Origin of the sequence: Arthrobacter sp. GMC3 (genome assembly GCF_002929305.1) — a bacterium.
In the GTDB taxonomy this organism is placed as follows: Bacteria; Actinomycetota; Actinomycetes; order Actinomycetales; family Micrococcaceae; genus Specibacter.
The window spans coordinates 546,591-561,706 of sequence record NZ_PJIO01000001.1; the positions used below are offsets into that span (position 1 = coordinate 546,591).

Annotated in this window: 17 protein-coding genes; 14 read left to right on the forward strand and 3 right to left on the reverse strand. The window is 60.8% G+C overall.

Annotated elements, in window-relative coordinates; all coding sequences use genetic code 11:
• Positions 1 to 44: 44 nt before the first annotated feature.
• The 11 genes from CXQ94_RS02670 to glmM all read left to right on the forward strand — a co-directional run bounded on the left by CXQ94_RS02670 (position 45) and on the right by glmM (position 8,345).
• On the forward strand, positions 45 to 1,004 hold the full coding sequence (locus tag CXQ94_RS02670) for a P1 family peptidase (protein WP_104086661.1): 960 nt from the start codon (positions 45 to 47) through the stop codon (positions 1,002 to 1,004).
• Between the two features lie 237 nt (positions 1,005 to 1,241).
• Positions 1,242 to 1,463 (forward strand): translation initiation factor IF-1, encoded by a 222-nt coding sequence (infA, locus tag CXQ94_RS02675; RefSeq protein ID WP_009358723.1) that lies wholly within the window; start codon positions 1,242 to 1,244, stop codon positions 1,461 to 1,463.
• A 29-nt stretch (positions 1,464 to 1,492) separates the two neighbouring features.
• Positions 1,493 to 1,606, forward strand: coding sequence for a 50S ribosomal protein L36 (gene rpmJ / locus CXQ94_RS02680; protein WP_011775570.1), 114 nt, complete (start codon positions 1,493 to 1,495; stop codon positions 1,604 to 1,606).
• Positions 1,607 to 1,791: 185 nt separating this feature from the next.
• Positions 1,792 to 2,169: a 30S ribosomal protein S13 gene (gene rpsM, locus CXQ94_RS02685; protein WP_062007537.1), complete on the forward strand. Its 378-nt coding sequence runs from the start codon at positions 1,792 to 1,794 to the stop codon at positions 2,167 to 2,169.
• Positions 2,170 to 2,272: 103 nt separating this feature from the next.
• On the forward strand, positions 2,273 to 2,674 hold the full coding sequence (rpsK, locus tag CXQ94_RS02690) for a 30S ribosomal protein S11 (RefSeq protein ID WP_104086662.1): 402 nt from the start codon (positions 2,273 to 2,275) through the stop codon (positions 2,672 to 2,674).
• A gap of 158 nt (positions 2,675 to 2,832) precedes the next feature.
• A complete protein-coding gene (locus CXQ94_RS02695; RefSeq protein WP_062007535.1) occupies positions 2,833 to 3,843 on the forward strand; it encodes a DNA-directed RNA polymerase subunit alpha in 1,011 nt (336 codons plus the stop codon).
• Between the two features lie 87 nt (positions 3,844 to 3,930).
• Positions 3,931 to 4,428: a 50S ribosomal protein L17 gene (rplQ, locus tag CXQ94_RS02700; protein WP_104086663.1), complete on the forward strand. Its 498-nt coding sequence runs from the start codon at positions 3,931 to 3,933 to the stop codon at positions 4,426 to 4,428.
• Between the two features lie 108 nt (positions 4,429 to 4,536).
• Positions 4,537 to 5,436 carry a tRNA pseudouridine(38-40) synthase TruA gene (locus CXQ94_RS02705; protein ID WP_104086664.1) on the forward strand — a complete coding sequence of 300 codons (900 nt, stop codon included), beginning with the start codon at positions 4,537 to 4,539 and terminating at the stop codon, positions 5,434 to 5,436.
• A gap of 259 nt (positions 5,437 to 5,695) precedes the next feature.
• Entirely contained in the window at positions 5,696 to 6,139 is a 444-nt protein-coding gene (gene rplM / locus CXQ94_RS02710; RefSeq protein ID WP_104086665.1) for a 50S ribosomal protein L13, read from the forward strand.
• A 36-nt stretch (positions 6,140 to 6,175) separates the two neighbouring features.
• Positions 6,176 to 6,691, forward strand: coding sequence for a 30S ribosomal protein S9 (rpsI, locus tag CXQ94_RS02715; RefSeq protein WP_104086666.1), 516 nt, complete (start codon positions 6,176 to 6,178; stop codon positions 6,689 to 6,691).
• 307 nt (positions 6,692 to 6,998) lie between these two features.
• Positions 6,999 to 8,345 (forward strand): phosphoglucosamine mutase, encoded by a 1,347-nt coding sequence (gene glmM / locus CXQ94_RS02720; protein ID WP_104086667.1) that lies wholly within the window; start codon positions 6,999 to 7,001, stop codon positions 8,343 to 8,345.
• A 74-nt stretch (positions 8,346 to 8,419) separates the two neighbouring features.
• Here the strand turns inward: glmM and mscL are convergent, their stop codons facing one another.
• The 3 genes from mscL to coaA form a co-directional block, all read right to left on the reverse strand.
• Positions 8,420 to 8,827 (reverse strand): large conductance mechanosensitive channel protein MscL, encoded by a 408-nt coding sequence (mscL, locus tag CXQ94_RS02725; RefSeq protein ID WP_104086668.1) that lies wholly within the window; start codon positions 8,825 to 8,827, stop codon positions 8,420 to 8,422.
• Positions 8,828 to 8,900: 73 nt separating this feature from the next.
• On the reverse strand, positions 8,901 to 9,899 hold the full coding sequence (locus CXQ94_RS23015; RefSeq protein ID WP_258066574.1) for a M15 family metallopeptidase: 999 nt from the start codon (positions 9,897 to 9,899) through the stop codon (positions 8,901 to 8,903).
• Positions 9,900 to 10,868, reverse strand: a complete 969-nt coding sequence (gene coaA / locus CXQ94_RS02735) for a type I pantothenate kinase (protein WP_104086669.1) — start codon at positions 10,866 to 10,868, stop codon at positions 9,900 to 9,902. It abuts the gene before it with no gap.
• A 141-nt stretch (positions 10,869 to 11,009) separates the two neighbouring features.
• Here coaA and glmS point away from each other — a divergent pair, with 141 nt between their 5' ends.
• The 3 genes from glmS to CXQ94_RS02750 all read left to right on the forward strand — a co-directional run bounded on the left by glmS (position 11,010) and on the right by CXQ94_RS02750 (position 15,114).
• Positions 11,010 to 12,929: a glutamine--fructose-6-phosphate transaminase (isomerizing) gene (gene glmS, locus CXQ94_RS02740; RefSeq protein WP_104086670.1), complete on the forward strand. Its 1,920-nt coding sequence runs from the start codon at positions 11,010 to 11,012 to the stop codon at positions 12,927 to 12,929.
• A gap of 207 nt (positions 12,930 to 13,136) precedes the next feature.
• Positions 13,137 to 13,484 (forward strand): holo-ACP synthase, encoded by a 348-nt coding sequence (locus CXQ94_RS02745; protein ID WP_104086671.1) that lies wholly within the window; start codon positions 13,137 to 13,139, stop codon positions 13,482 to 13,484.
• A gap of 1 nt (position 13,485) precedes the next feature.
• Positions 13,486 to 15,114, forward strand: a complete 1,629-nt coding sequence (locus CXQ94_RS02750) for a bifunctional ADP-dependent NAD(P)H-hydrate dehydratase/NAD(P)H-hydrate epimerase (protein ID WP_104086672.1) — start codon at positions 13,486 to 13,488, stop codon at positions 15,112 to 15,114.
• Positions 15,115 to 15,116 lie beyond the last annotated feature (2 nt).

The window sequence follows — 15,116 nt, forward strand, 5'->3', positions numbered from 1 at the left end:
AATCGTAGAAGGCAATGGCTACGAGACGAGAATGGGTGCCGAGCATGACAGATCACCATGAAGCAGCCGGGACAGGTTCCATTACCGATGTCCCCGGCATCCGGGTCGGACAGACCCAGCGGCAGGACGACGGCTGGCTGACAGGAGTCAGCGTGGTCCTGCCGCCCCCGGGAACCATCGGCTCGGTGGACGTTCGCGGCGGCGGCCCCGGAACTCATGAGACCGACGCGCTGGACCCATCCACCATGGTCCCCACCGTCGATGCCGTGGTGTTGACGGGCGGGAGCGCCTACGGGCTTGCCGCTGCCGGCGGCGTGCAACGGTGGTGCGAGGAAAATGGCAGGGGGTTCGCCGTTCCCGGGGGAGTGGTGCCGATCGTGCCAGCCGCCGCCATCTTTGACCTTGGCAGGGGAGGCGACTTTGCGGCCAGGCCCAGCGCGCAGATGGGCTATGAGGCGGCACTAGACGCAGCAGGCAGCGCGGAAGGGGCCGACGTCGTACGCGGCAATGTTGGTGCCGGAACCGGCGCTGCGATTGGGGCAGGGACATTTAAGGGCGGGGTGGGCACCGCCTCCGTCAGGCTTTCCGGGGAAAACAGCGCTGTAGTAGTGGGTGCCCTGGCAGTGGTCAATGCCGCTGGCGTCCCTTGGCGACCGGGTGCGGTGCCGCCATCACCGGGTGCAGGGTTGAACACCACCTTGGTGGTGGTCGCAACCAACGCAGTTCTGACCGTGGCCGAAGCAAAACGGACGGCCACGGCGGCTCATGCCGGCATGGCGCGCGCCCTTAACCCCGTCCATACCTTGGCAGACGGTGACACCATCTTCACCCTGGCTACGGGAACCCAGAGGCTCATCCCCAACCCGCAGGTACCTGTCGCGGCAATGATCGAGATGCAAAGCGCTGCCGCCGAAGCCGTCAGGCTGGCAATCTGTGATGGTGTCGCCAGTGCCACGAGTGTGAAAACGCCGGCTGGCCAATGGGATCCGTTCCCCGCCGCCTGAGCTTAAACTCACAGCACAAACCGGCGCCCCAATTTAACTTAATTCGCGCTTTGACGTAGAGTAGGTTGTTGGTTGTCTGTGCCCGCTAGGTTTTGGGGTGTGGTGCCGTGATCGGCCTAGCGCCGGGAGCAGCACCGAAAATTCAGACGAGCAATAAATTAGTAGTAAAGCCAATGCTGATCTTGTTGTGTCCATTCCGGACAGGGCGGGGTTGGCGCAACAAAGTTAGCGGAGGATATGGCCAAGAAAGACGGGGTCATTGAGATCGAGGGCGTTGTGACTGAAGCGCTGCCCAACGCGATGTTTCGTGTTGAGCTGACGAACAAGCATATCGTTCTTGCCCATATCTCAGGAAAAATGCGCCAGCACTACATTCGTATCCTTCCTGAGGACCGAGTTGTGGTGGAGCTCAGCCCTTACGACCTCACCCGTGGTCGTATCGTCTACCGCTACAAATAACCACAACTGTAATCACGCAAAGGAACGCCATGAAGGTTAAGCCGAGCGTCAAGCAGATCTGCGACAAGTGCAAGGTGATTCGCCGTAACGGTCGAGTCATGGTGATCTGCGAGAACCCGCGCCACAAGCAGCGCCAGGGCTAATTTCCTCTTAGAGGAAATCCCTGAGCAGTTGCTCACGTAAGACAATAAATAAGGCAGCACAAGTTGGACGAAGGCGGAGCAATCCGCAACCGGCCAACGGACCCCCGGTCGGAGGCCGGGGCCGCATTAGTCACTAATGCGGGTGTACTGTCTACGACCTCCGGTTTACACAAGGAGCAGCCACTATGGCACGTCTCGCTGGCGTAGACCTTCCCCGCGAAAAGCGGTTGGAAGTAGCGCTTACATACATCTACGGCGTGGGCAAGACCCGTGCAACAAAGGTCTTGGCCGACACGGGGATCTCCCCGGACGTCCGCGTCAAGGACTTGACCGACGCTGAACTCGTTCAGTTGCGTGACAACATCGAGGGTAACTACAAGGTTGAGGGTGACCTTCGCCGCGAGGTTGCAGCTGATATCCGCCGCAAGGTTGAAATCGGTAGCTACCAGGGTATCCGCCACCGTCGTGGCATGCCCGTGCATGGCCAGCGCACGAAGACCAACGCTCGTACCCGCAAGGGCCCGAAGCGCACCGTCGCAGGCAAGAAGAAGGCCGGCAGGTAGTCACCACTACCTTCCTAGTTAATTGCTGAGCAATTCCTTAGGAACCCGGCTAGCGTGGGCCCAAGCGCCCACCGCCCTTAATAAACTTTCGTAGGAGAATAAAATGCCCCCAAAGACTCGTGGAGCGGTTCGTAAGCCGCGTCGCAAGGATAAAAAGAATATTGCGCTGGGCCAGGCGCACATCAAGAGCACCTTTAACAACACCATCGTTTCCATCACGGATCCGTCCGGTGCAGTCATCTCATGGGCATCCGCCGGTGAAGTTGGCTTCAAGGGCTCTCGCAAGTCGACTCCGTACGCTGCACAGATGGCTGCTGAAGCAGCTGCCAAGCGCGCACAGGAGCACGGCATGCGTAAGGTTGACGTTTTTGTAAAGGGTCCGGGCTCGGGCCGCGAAACGGCTATCCGTTCGCTGCAGGCTGCTGGTCTTGAGGTTGGCTCCATTCAGGATGTCACCCCCAGCGCCCACAACGGTTGCCGTCCGCCCAAGCGCCGTCGCGTCTAACGAGGACATGTTGCGTTGGTTGGCCTTCGGGTGAACGTTTCCGGTACTTCCGGCAAGCGTTCACCGGGGGCCAACTTCGCCGCCGTTAACATCGTTAGCCGCCATTTCCACTACCTGTGTTGCGTCATATAGCGGATGCTCGCTGAAAGGAAACCCCAGTGCTCATTGCACAGCGCCCCACCTTATCTGAAGAAGTAGTTTCCGAAAACCGTTCCAGGTTCGTTATTGAACCCCTGGAGCCCGGCTTCGGTTACACCCTGGGAAACTCCCTCCGTCGAACCCTGCTGTCCTCCATCCCCGGCGCTGCTGTCACCAGCATTCGCTTGGATGGCGTGCTGCACGAGTTCACCACGGTTCCCGGTGTGAAGGAAGATGTCACTGAGATCATCCTGAACATCAAAGGCCTGTCAGTGTCCTCGGAGCATGACGAGCCCGTCGTCGCCTACCTGCGCAAGCAGGGTCCCGGCGTCGTTACGGCTGCAGACATTGCCCCGCCGGCCGGTGTGGAATTCCACAACCCGGACATGCACATTGCCACACTGAACTCGAAGGGCAAGTTCGAACTCGAGCTGACCATCGAGCGCGGTCGCGGCTATGTTTCGGCCGCACAGAACAAGAACGTAGATGCAGAGATCGGCCGTATCCCGGTTGACTCGATCTACTCTCCCGTTCTGAAGGTGACCTTCCGCGTGGAGGCTACCCGTGTCGAGCAGCGCACTGACTTTGACAAGCTGATTGTTGATGTAGAGACGAAGCAGGCTATCTCTCCCCGAGATGCCATCGCCTCTGCCGGCACCACGCTGGTTGAACTCTTCGGTCTGGCCCGCGAGCTGAACACAGCCGCCGAAGGTATTGAGATTGGCCCGTCCCCGACGGATGCCGCTCTTGCCGCAGACATGGCCCTGCCGATTGAGGACCTGGACCTGACGGTTCGTTCCTACAACTGCCTCAAGCGTGAGGGCATCCACTCTGTGGGTGAACTCGTTGCTCGCTCCGAGGCTGACCTGATGGATATTCGTAACTTTGGTGCGAAGTCCATCGATGAGGTAAAGGCAAAGCTGGTTGAGCTGGGTCTGTCCCTGAAGGATTCCCCTCCAGGGTTTGATCTGGCCGCCCGTGCCGCAGCCATTGATGAGAACGACGACGCCTACGGCGACGACGAACTCTAAAGACGAACAACATTTTTCTTAGCCGGCCGAGGCAAACACGCCAGATGTGCTTGCACTCGGTCCGGCTGACACTTGAGGAGAAACACCATGCCTACACCCGCCAAGGGTCCCCGCCTCGGAGGCGGAGCGGCTCACGAGCGTTTGATGCTCGCGAACCTGTCCGCTGCTCTGTTCGAGCACAAGCGGATCACCACCACGTTGACCAAGGCCAAGCGCCTGAGCCCCTACGCAGAGCGACTGGTAACTTTCGCAAAGCGTGGAGACCTCTCTTCACGTCGCCGCGTTCTCGGCCTGATTAGCAACAAGGGCATCGTCCATGAGCTGTTCACCGACATCGCCAAGGCTGTAGAGAACCGCGACGGCGGCTACACCCGCATCACCAAGATCGGCAACCGTAAGGGCGACAACGCTCCCATGGCTGTCATCGAACTCGTTCTGGAGCCGGTCAGCGCCAAGCAGGCCGTTGTGAAGGAAGCTACCGCTGCTGCTGTCAAGGCTGCTCCGGTTGAGGAAGTTGTCGAGACCGAGGAAGTGGCTGTTGAAGCTGCTCCCGAGGCTGAGGTTGCTGCCGAAGAAACCAAGTAAGGCCTAAGCTCTAGCTTTAGTCTTTCGCTTTTGGACCCGTCTCCCTACTAGGGGGCGGGTCCTTTTGCTTGCCCCTTAGTCACCCGTGATCCCAATAGAATTGAGCTCATGCACAACCCAAAACTGGCGCCCGAATATCTTGGCCTGATTCGTGCACGCCTGGACATAGCGTACGACGGCGGCCCCTTCAGTGGTTGGGGCATCCAAACCGTTGAACTCACGGTCCAAGGCGTCATCGAGGAAGCGCTGGCCACGATCCTGCGCCGACCCGTCCGGCTTACCGTGGCCGGGCGAACGGACGCCGGAGTGCACGCGCGCGGTCAGGTAGCCCATTTTGACGTCACACCCGAGGAGTGGGACGGACTAAGGCGAGGCCACGACGTCGTACCTGAAGACTCACTCAAGCGGCGCCTCAACGGGGCCTTGGGGATGGTTCTGAGGGAGCTGCGGGGCACCGTGGAGATCCTTGGCGCCACACGGGCGCCCGTGGGTTTCGACGCCCGATTCTCCGCCTTATGGCGACGCTACAGCTATCGCATTGCCGACGGCGTTACCCGCCGGGACCCCCTGCAGCGTGCCGTGACGCTGTGGCACGAGCGCGAGCTCGACGTCGATCTGATGAACCAGGCCGCGCTACCCCTGCTGGGGCTGCAGGACTTCCGTGCCTTTGCCAAGCCGCGGGAAGGATCCACCACTGTACGAACCTTGCAGCGTTTTGACTTTGGCCTCGAGGATGACGGTGTGATTAATGTCAACGTCCAGGCCGACGCGTTCTGCCACAACATGGTTCGTGCCCTGATTGGGGCATCCCTGCGGGTGGGGGAGGGGCAAGAGGCTCCCGAGTGGATGCATCAGCGTTTACTCGCCGGCGTCAGGGATGCGAAGTCCGTCTTATCGGCCCCGCATCCGCTGATTCTAGAGGAAGTGCACTATCCGCACGAGACCGCAATGCTTGATAGGGCGTCGCTGACTCGGGCGCGGAGGGCCACACCTGAAGTAGCGTCTTGACAGGGCCGGGAGCGTATTCGATCCTCGCTTTGACCCGGTGGCTGTATTAACGGTATCGTAGGTAGTCGTTGTGCGTGTCCTATCTCGATACCACGCGCCCGCTGAAGATCCGGTTGCAGGATCACCACCTCGGCAGGCGTGATCGGGAAGTGTATGGATAACTGGTGTTAGAGCCCTCACCTCTGTTCCGGTAAACGCATAGATAGCAGGTGTCAACCATCTGTGACACCACCTAGAACAAGAAACGAAGGCAAAAACCGTGCGTACGTATACCCCGAAGCCCGGCGATATCGACCGTCAGTGGCACATTATTGATGCCAATGACGTTGTCCTGGGCCGTCTTGCCAGCCAGACCGCAACACTGCTGCGTGGAAAGCACAAGCCGACCTTCGCTCCCCATATGGACATGGGCGATTTCGTCATCATCATCAACGCCGAGAAGGTTGCCCTGACCGGCGCCAAGCTCGAGCAGAAGCGTGCATACCGCCACTCCGGTTACCCGGGCGGTCTGTCCAGCGTGAACTATGCCGAACTGTTGGAGAAAAACCCGGTTCGTGCAGTGGAGAAGGCCATCGCTGGCATGCTCCCGAAGACCAAGCTGGGCGCAGCCCAGATCGGCAAGCTGAAGGTTTACCGCGGTGCTGAGCACCCGCACGCCGCGCAGCAGCCCAAGACGTTTGAAATCACCCAGGTCGCCCAGTAGTCCTGGCCACCAACCTAAATTTTATCAAGGAGAATCGTGGCTCAGAATACTGAAGAGCTGAACACCGAAGCCGTCGTGGCTGAGGAAGAAGTTTTGACCAGCTACACCAGCGAAAGCTCAGCTGCATCCGATGCAGCTCCCAAAAAGGAGCGCCCGGCCCTGACGGTTTCCGGCGCTGCTGTTGGCCGTCGCAAGCAGGCAATTGCCCGCGTTCGCGTCGTACCCGGCACCGGTAAGTGGATTGTGAACGGCCGCGAGCTGTCCAACTACTTCCCGAACAAGCTGCACCAGCAGGAAGTTAACGACCCGTTCCGCCTTCTGGACCTCGAAGGTGCTTACGACGTTTGGGCCCGCATCCACGGTGGCGGCCCCTCCGGCCAGGCCGGTGCCTTGCGTCTGGGCGTTGCTCGTTCCTTGAACGAGATCGACGTCGAGAACAACCGCGCCATCTTGAAGAAGGCAGGCTTCCTGACTCGTGACGCTCGCGTCATCGAGCGCAAGAAGGCCGGTCTCAAGAAGGCTCGTAAGGCTTCGCAGTACTCCAAGCGCTAATCCAAGCCTTCCCGGGCCTCGTGCCTCGGCACGGGGCCCTCGGCTCGTCCTAGCGCTTGGCTCCATCCGCGCTAGATTAGTTGCTCCCCTAAAAATCCCCGGCTCGCTTTGCGAGCCGGGGATTTTTTGGGTCCCGGCGCTGGATTTAGCGCTTGGCTCCACAAGCGCTGGATCGGATGTTCTCACAAAAAGGGCCGCCGGTTCGCTTGCGATCGGGGTTTTTTGCCTTCAGGGCATAAATGCCGGATCAGCAGTGCGAAATCGCGTGAGGACATTATTTACACTCGAATGATTTAGACTTGTCAGGATGTCTAGATTATTTGGAACAGACGGTGTCCGCGGTTTGGCCAATGGCTTGCTGACGGCAGAACTTGCCTTGTCACTGGCCCAAGCGGCCGCCATAGTGCTTGGCCATGACCAGGTTGCGGACGGCAAACGTCCCCGCGCCGTGGTGGCCCGCGACCCCCGCGCCAGTGGTGAGTTCATTTCTGCTGCCGTGGAAGCGGGGCTTGCCAGTGCCGGCGTCGACGTCTATGACGCAGGCGTGCTGCCCACCCCCGCCGCCGCGTTCCTGATCGCCGACCTGGGCGCAGACTTCGGCGTCATGATCTCTGCCTCGCACAATCCCGCTCCCGATAATGGGATTAAGTTCTTTGCCCGTGGCGGCACCAAGCTTGATGATGCCCTCGAAGACGCTATCGAGGAACAACTCCAGCGGGATGCTTTCCGGCCCACAGGTGTGGAAGTTGGCCGTATCCAGCGTTTCTCCGATGCTGAGGACCGCTATATTTTGCATTTGCTGGGAACCCTGCCGAACCGGCTTGATGGGCTGACAATTGTCCTTGACTGTGCCAACGGTGCCGCCAGCGGCTGCTCGCCGCAGGTCTTCACCGATGCCGGTGCCAAAATTCATGTCATTGGTGCCGACCCCGACGGGCTGAACATCAACGACGGTGTTGGCTCCACCCACTTGGAGAAGTTGCAGGAGAAGGTTCTTGCCACCGGCGCAGATCTGGGCATAGCCCACGACGGTGACGCCGACCGCTGCCTGGCCGTGGACCATGAGGGCAATGTTATTGACGGCGACCAGATCATGGCAGTTCTCGCCTTGGCCCAGAAAGAAGCGGGCCAGCTCAAGGACGACGTCTTGGTTGCCACCGTCATGAGCAACCTTGGCCTTAAGATTGCCTTGCGTAAGGCCGGTATCACCATCCGCGAAACCGCTGTGGGTGACCGCTACGTCCTTGAGGAAATGCGCCGGGGCAACTATTCGCTCGGAGGCGAGCAGTCCGGGCACGTCATTTTCTCCGAATTTGCTACCACCGGTGACGGACTGTTGACGGGTTTGCAGCTTGCCGCGCAGCTCGCCAAGACCGGTAAGTCGCTTAAGGACTTGGCGTCTGCGATGACCAAGCTGCCGCAGGTCATGATCAACGTCAAGGACGTAGACAAGACCCGTGCGGGGATCGTGCCCGCCATCAAGGCGGCCGTAGTCAAAGCGGAGAACGAGCTTGGCGACACCGGCCGTGTCTTGTTGCGACCCTCAGGAACCGAACAGCTGGTCCGGGTCATGGTGGAAGCAGGAGACCTTGAAACCGCCCAGCGAATCTGTGACGACCTCGTCGATGTGGTGCGAGCGGAACTCACGCTCTAGCCCGGACAAGATCTAACGAGAAGAGGGCGGCAACTCCAATGGAGTTGCCGCCCTCTTCGTATGAGTACTCGGTGCTAGTGCTGCCCGTGTGATGGGGCGGACCTGAGTGCGTCACGAATTTCGGTAAGAAGTTCTATCTGAGGATCCACAGGCGGCGCTTCTTCCTTGATGCCCAGCTTGGCGTTGCGGCGGGCGATCATGTGGTTCATAGGCACAACCACCACAAAATAGATGGCGGCTGCTACCAGAATGAAATTAACCAGAACGGTGAGGAACGACCCGAAAAGGATGTCGTTGCCATTGATGGTGACCTTGCCAAAGCTGTCGAAGTTGGGGGAGCCCACCAATGCTGCAATAAGCGGCATGAGTATGTTTCCCACCAAGGAAGTGACGACGGCCCCGAACGCTGCACCGATGACGACTGCGACGGCAAGGTCTACGACATTGCCTTTCATTATGAAATCTCTAAATCCCTTTAACATGCACCAAAAGTACCGCAAATTAGTGGACTAAGCACAGAATTAAGGAATCTTTCTCGAGCGGGTTTTGACGCGGCTACTTATAATCCGGGGCAGCGGGAACGCCCAGGTATGCCTCGTAGCTGGAAATACCCCTAACACTCATGTCCTGGGCCACTGCAATTCCCAGGAAACGCAGGTGCCACGGCTCGGCGGCGTACCCTGTGACAGGTTCTTCTCCCATCGGATAGCGGATGACAAAGCCGTAGTCTGCGCCATGGGCAGCCACCCACTTTCCTGCGGGGCTGTCGGCCATACAGAAAGTGAATTCGCAGGCTGCGCTGACAGTTGCGTCGCCAATGTCCAGGGCGAAACCGGTCTGGTGTTCAGAGAATCCAGGCCGGGCGGAAGAGGTATCCGAAAGGTCCTGCCCCTTTTGCGCCAAGTAACCGTTGTAGACGGTACTTTGCGTTTCATAAGAGCGGAAGCTGCTCATGATGGTGATGTGCACGCCGTCGGCGCTAGCTGCGGCAAACATGCGCCCCACGGCGGCCGCCGCCTCGGACCGTAGCAGCGCTGGTTCCCCGCTGCCGAGCGGAACATTTGGTGCCCGGAGGTCAGCAGGCAGGTAGTCTGCCGGCACCATGGGATTGTGCTTGTTCACCAACACCAGGGGACTGGTGGGGTTGGCTATGTTCCACAGCAGGCGATCGGTGGGTGCCGCTGTGCCAGTGGCAAAGAGCTGTTGGATGGGCGCATCGGAGCTGGCCCCCTGAATCAATGGGGCGGGCGTTGGCTGGGGCATCGGGCTGGCTGTAATGGTCGACGGCGAACTTTCCGGTTGCGCCGTCGGTGCGTCGCCGCGGGCGGTGCTTTCGGGAGATGACGGCAGGGTTGCTGACACCGCGCTGCTGGCCGTCGTCGTACTGGGTTCTGCGGGCTCCTCAGCAATCGACATGGCGCCCATGAACACCACGGCTGACCCGACGATTGAGATGAGAATGCCGGCAGGGTTTGGCCACGACAGCGTTGCCCGCAGCCGGTCTGCGCGTGTTCGGCGCGGACGATGGGCCTGCTGGGAACCGGCGTCGGGCACTTAGACTTTCCTCAGCAGCATCCGTCGGATGGAGTGGTCGGAGTCCTTGGTGAGCACCAACTGGGCGCGGCCCCGGGTTGGGAGCACGTTCTGGAGCAGGTTGGGCTCGTTGATGCTCTTCCAGATCCGGGCCGCTGTGGCGGCAGCCTCGACATCAGAGAGGTCGGCGTAGCGGCGGAAATATGAATCCGGGTCCGAGAACGCACCGCTGCGCAGGGACCGGAACCTGTCGATGTACCACTGCTCGATGTACTTGGTCTTGGCATCAACGTAGATGGAAAAATCGAAGAAGTCGCTCACTGCAAGACCCGAACGACCATCGGTGCGTGGACGGGCAGCGGCCAGCACGTTCAGCCCTTCCACAATCAGCACATCCGGGCGGTGGACCACCACTTCCTTGCCGGGCAGGATGTCGTATGTCAGGTGAGAGTACATGGGTGCCCGCACCTCGTCGGCTCCACTTTTGACGGCGCTGACAAATCGCAGCAGCGCCCGGCGGTCATAAGATTCGGGGAAACCTTTGCGGCCCATGAGCCCGCGGCGCTCCAGCTCGGCGTTCGGATACAAGAAGCCATCTGTGGTCACCAACTGCACGTTGGGCGTGTCTGGCCAGCGGCGCAGCATCTCCTTGAGCACACGGGCAGTGGTGGACTTACCCACGGCGACGGAACCGGCCACGCCGATAACAAAGGGTGTGCGGCTGCCGCGTTCACCCAAAAATGTGGTGGTGGCACTATGAAGATGACCTGCGGCGCCCACATAGAGGTTCAGCAGCCGTGAAAGCGGGAGATAAACATCGCGAATCTCACGCATGTTGAGCTGGTCACCCAGCCCGCGGAGCCGTTGGACGTCCTCTTCATTGAGGGGCTGCTCAATCTTGTTGGCAAGACGCGACCATGTTTGGCGGTCCAGTTCCACAAAAGGGGAGGCGCCTTCGCCATTGCTGGACTCGGATTTTTGCGATGTCACACACTCGATTCTGCCCTGTTTGTTGTTGAGCGCGAAATAATCGTGCGCCAGCGAAGAATCGCACGTGACACATTTTCACGACCATTTCCCCGCAGGAGGTAGAACGTCCTCTGAATTCGCAAGGCATTATGATTGTTTTTCATGTGTGGAATTGTGGGATACGTCGGTACTGCCCCGGCCAATGGAAGTTTTACTGCTGGCTCTCATCAAGCCTTGGACGTTCTGATGGAAGGCTTGCGGCGGCTTGAGTACCGCGGCTATGACTCCGCAGGCGTTGCCGTGGTGACTGCTGACGGCATCTCCATGGCCAAAAAGTCGGGCAAGCTTGCCAACCTCATCGCCGAGCTTGCCGCCAACCCTCTGCCTGCGTCCATGACGGGAATTGGCCACACCCGCTGGGCGACCCACGGTGGACCCACCGACAAGAACGCCCATCCTCATGTTGTGGACGATGGAAAACTGGCCGTCATCCATAACGGCATCATCGAAAATTACGCTCCGCTCAAGGCAGATCTTCTGAAGCAGGGTTATACCTTTGTCTCCGAGACTGACACGGAGGTGGCTGCCGTCTTGCTCGGCGACATTTACCGATCGCTCACAGAGGTGGAAGGCGCCGCGGGGAGCGAGGGCACCGGAGCGCTTCTGACTGAGGCGATGCAGCTTGCGGCCCAGCGTCTAGAGGGCGCCTTTACCCTCCTGGCCACGCATGCAGGACAGCCCGGAATTGTTGTTGCGGCACGCCGCAATTCGCCGCTGGTAGTGGGTCTGGGCGACGGCGAGAACTTCCTCGGCTCGGATGTTTCAGGCTTCATCGACTACACTCGCCGCGCCGTGGAGCTGGGGCAGGACCAGGTTGTCACTATTTCTGCGAACTCTGTGGAGATCACCGACTTTTATGGTGCGCCTGCCCAGGGCAAGGAGTACCTGGTTGACTGGGATGCGGCCGCCGCTGAGAAGGGCGGTTACCCGTCCTTCATGGAGAAGGAAATCAACGACCAGCCTGAGGCTGTGGCCCAGACACTTCTTGGCCGTTCTGACATTGACGGCAAACTGATCCTGGATGAGTTGCGGATCGACGCCGAAGTACTCAAGACCATCAACAAGATCATTGTGCTGGCCTGTGGGACCTCCGCTTACGCCGGGCAGGTTGCCAAGTACGCCATCGAACACTGGTGCCGCATTCCTACCGAGGTGGAACTTTCCCACGAATTCCGCTACCGGGACCCCATCGTGGATGAGAAGACGCTCATTGTCTCCATCTCGCAGTCGGGGGAGACGATGGACACGCTCATGGCCGTTCGTTACGCGAAGGAACAGGGCGCCAAGACGGTCTCGATCTGCAATACCAACGGCTCCACCATCCCGCGCGAGTCCGACGCCGTACTGTACACGCACGCCGGTCCGGAAATCGCGGTGGCCTCCACCAAGGCGTTCCTAGCCCAGATCACCGCCGCCTACCTGCTGGGCTTGTATTTGGCACAGCTGCGCGGGAATTTGTTCCAGGGACAGATCAAGGACATCCTGGCTGATCTCGCCAAGGTGCCGGCCAAGATCGCCAAGGTCCTGGACAACGCCGAGCAAATCAAAGAACTGGCCACCAGTATGGCCGACACCCGCACGGTGTTGTTCCTGGGCCGCCACGTGGGTTACCCCGTGGCCATGGAAGGCGCCCTTAAGCTGAAGGAACTGGCATACATTCACGCCGAAGGCTTCGCCGCTGGCGAGCTTAAGCATGGCCCCATCGCCCTGATCGAGGAGGGCCAGCCGGTCATCGTGGTGGTTCCCTCGCCCCGTGGCCGCGACTCCCTGCACTCTAAGGTTGTCTCCAACATCCAGGAAGTCCGGGCCCGCGGCGCAAAGACCATCGTGATCGCCGAGGAAGGCGACGAGTCAGTGCGCGAGCATGCCGAGCACGTCTTCTACATCCCCGAGACGACCCCGTTGTTGGCGCCGCTGTTGACCACCGTGCCGCTGCAGATCTTTGCACTCGCGCTTGCCACCGCCAAAGGCTACGACGTCGACCAGCCCCGCAACCTGGCCAAGTCGGTCACCGTCGAGTAGCCAGAACGGTCCGCCTGTGAAAAGGGACGGCGCTTGCGGTTGAGGCCGGTGGTAGACCACCGGCCTCAACCGCAAGCGCCGTCCCTTTGCGTTTATGCCTAGGCGCGGTGAGCTTGCGAGCCGAGGGCAACTGGTTGGGCCCACAGCTGCGAGGGTCCCGCGGTGAGCTTGCGAGCCGGGGGAGCAACTGGGGAATAGGCTGGGATCATGATTATTGGCATTGGTGTGGACGTTGTTGACATTGAACGCTTCGGCCGGCAGCTGGAGCGCACTCCCGGTCTGCGCGACAGGCTGTTCGTACCGGCCGAACGGGGACTGAACACCCAGTCGTTGGCGGCTCGGTTTGCCGCCAAAGAGTCTGTGGCCAAGGCGCTCGGCGCCCCTGCCGGCATGAACTGGCAGGACTGCTGGATTGGCTTGGATGAAAACGGTCCAACGATCAACGTCAAGGGCACAGTGGCTGCCGTGGCGAAGGCGAAAGGCATCAAGCACTGGCACTTGTCGATGAGCCACGACGGCGGCATCTCCACCGCCATGGTGATAGCCGAGAGCTGACATGCTCCGCGCCTACACTGCCGTGGCCGTCCGAGTCGCGGAACAGCCACTCCTTGACGCCGGACATGGCCCCGCCCTGATGCGGAGGGCTGCGTATGGGCTGGCGCTCGGTGTGGTCTCCGTGCTGCGTTCTCGCGGGCAACGAGTCTATGGTTCACGCGCGGTGCTGCTGATCGGTTCCGGAAACAACGGCGGCGACGCGCTTTACGCGGGTGCTTACCTTGCCTCCCGCGGGGTGCGTGCGACGGCGTTGCTTGCCAGTGAACGAACCCATCCTGACGCCTTAGCTGCGTTCATCAAAGCGGGTGGGCGGTCCATGAACATGCCGCTTCCCGCTACAGTGCCAGCTTCGAGTCCCGGCCAGGCGCCGCCGTCGTACCCCGCTAGGGGAGAAGGCGCCCAGCAGGCTTTCCTTGCGGAAGCAGACTCCGCCGACGTCATCGTTGACGGCTTGCTGGGGACCGGAGGGCATGGCGGGCTGCAGGGGCCGGTGGCAGCCGTTGTAGCGCAGCTGTGCGAGATAGTGGCGGGCGTTGATGGGCCGGCAGTGGTGGCCTGCGATCTACCCAGCGGAGTCAACGCCACAACCGGTGAAGTCATGTCCCCCGTGCTCCCAGCAGATCTCACTGTCACCTTCGGGGCGGCCAAAACCGGGTTGCTCACCGCCCCGGCCGAACAGCTTTGCGGCACCGTGGCCGTGGTGGACATCGGTATCACGGAGTTCCTCGGAGATGCCGATGTTCTCCGACTTGAAAGCTGCGATGTAGCGAAGCTGCTGCCCCGCCCTGTTGCGGCCGATCACAAGTACACCCGGGGTGTGGCCGGGATTGTGGCCGGTTCGGCGAGGTACCCCGGGGCGGGTCTCCTCGCGGTGTCGGCATCTTCCGCCTGTGGGCCGGGGATGGTTCGGTATCTCGGAGCGCCCGAAGTGTGCGCCGCGATCCATGTGCGCAACCCCGAGGTAGTTTGTTCCCAAGAGTTTCCCACCAACGTTCGGGTCCAAGCGTGGTTGGTAGGTCCGGGGATAGACGGCGACGACGACGCTTTGCGACGGGCTAGGGAAGCCATGGATTCCGGGGTTCCCACGGTGGTGGACGCCGCGGCATTGGCACTCCTTGGCAGCGGGAGACCAACGGAAAAACCGGAAGCGGCGACGGGGGGAGCCGGGAGCCCGCACAACACGCAGCTTGTCCTGACCCCGCACGCAGGAGAACTTTCCTCGCTCTTTGCTCGGCACGGAATTGCCAAATCTCGCGCCGAGATCGAGGCTGCACCGCTGGCCGCGGCCCGCCTGGCCGCACGCGTCACGGGCTCCACGGTGCTGCTGAAAGGCCCCACCACAGTGGTGGCGGCACCCAGCGGAAGGGTCTTCACCCAGGCCGACGGCGCGCCGTCGTTAGCTACGGCAGGAAGCGGTGACACCCTGGCCGGGATCTTGGTGGCACTGCTCGCCATGCGGGCCGAACGTCCACATCTAGAAGGCTTGGACGGCGGCGCGGCGGACACACTGGCCATAACCGCGGCACTGGCAGCAGTTTTGCATGGCAGACTGGCGCAGGACGACGCGCCCCTGAACGCCGGCCAGTTGGCCGCGCGGATCCCAGCCATCTGGGCAGGGCTTGCGCACTAACC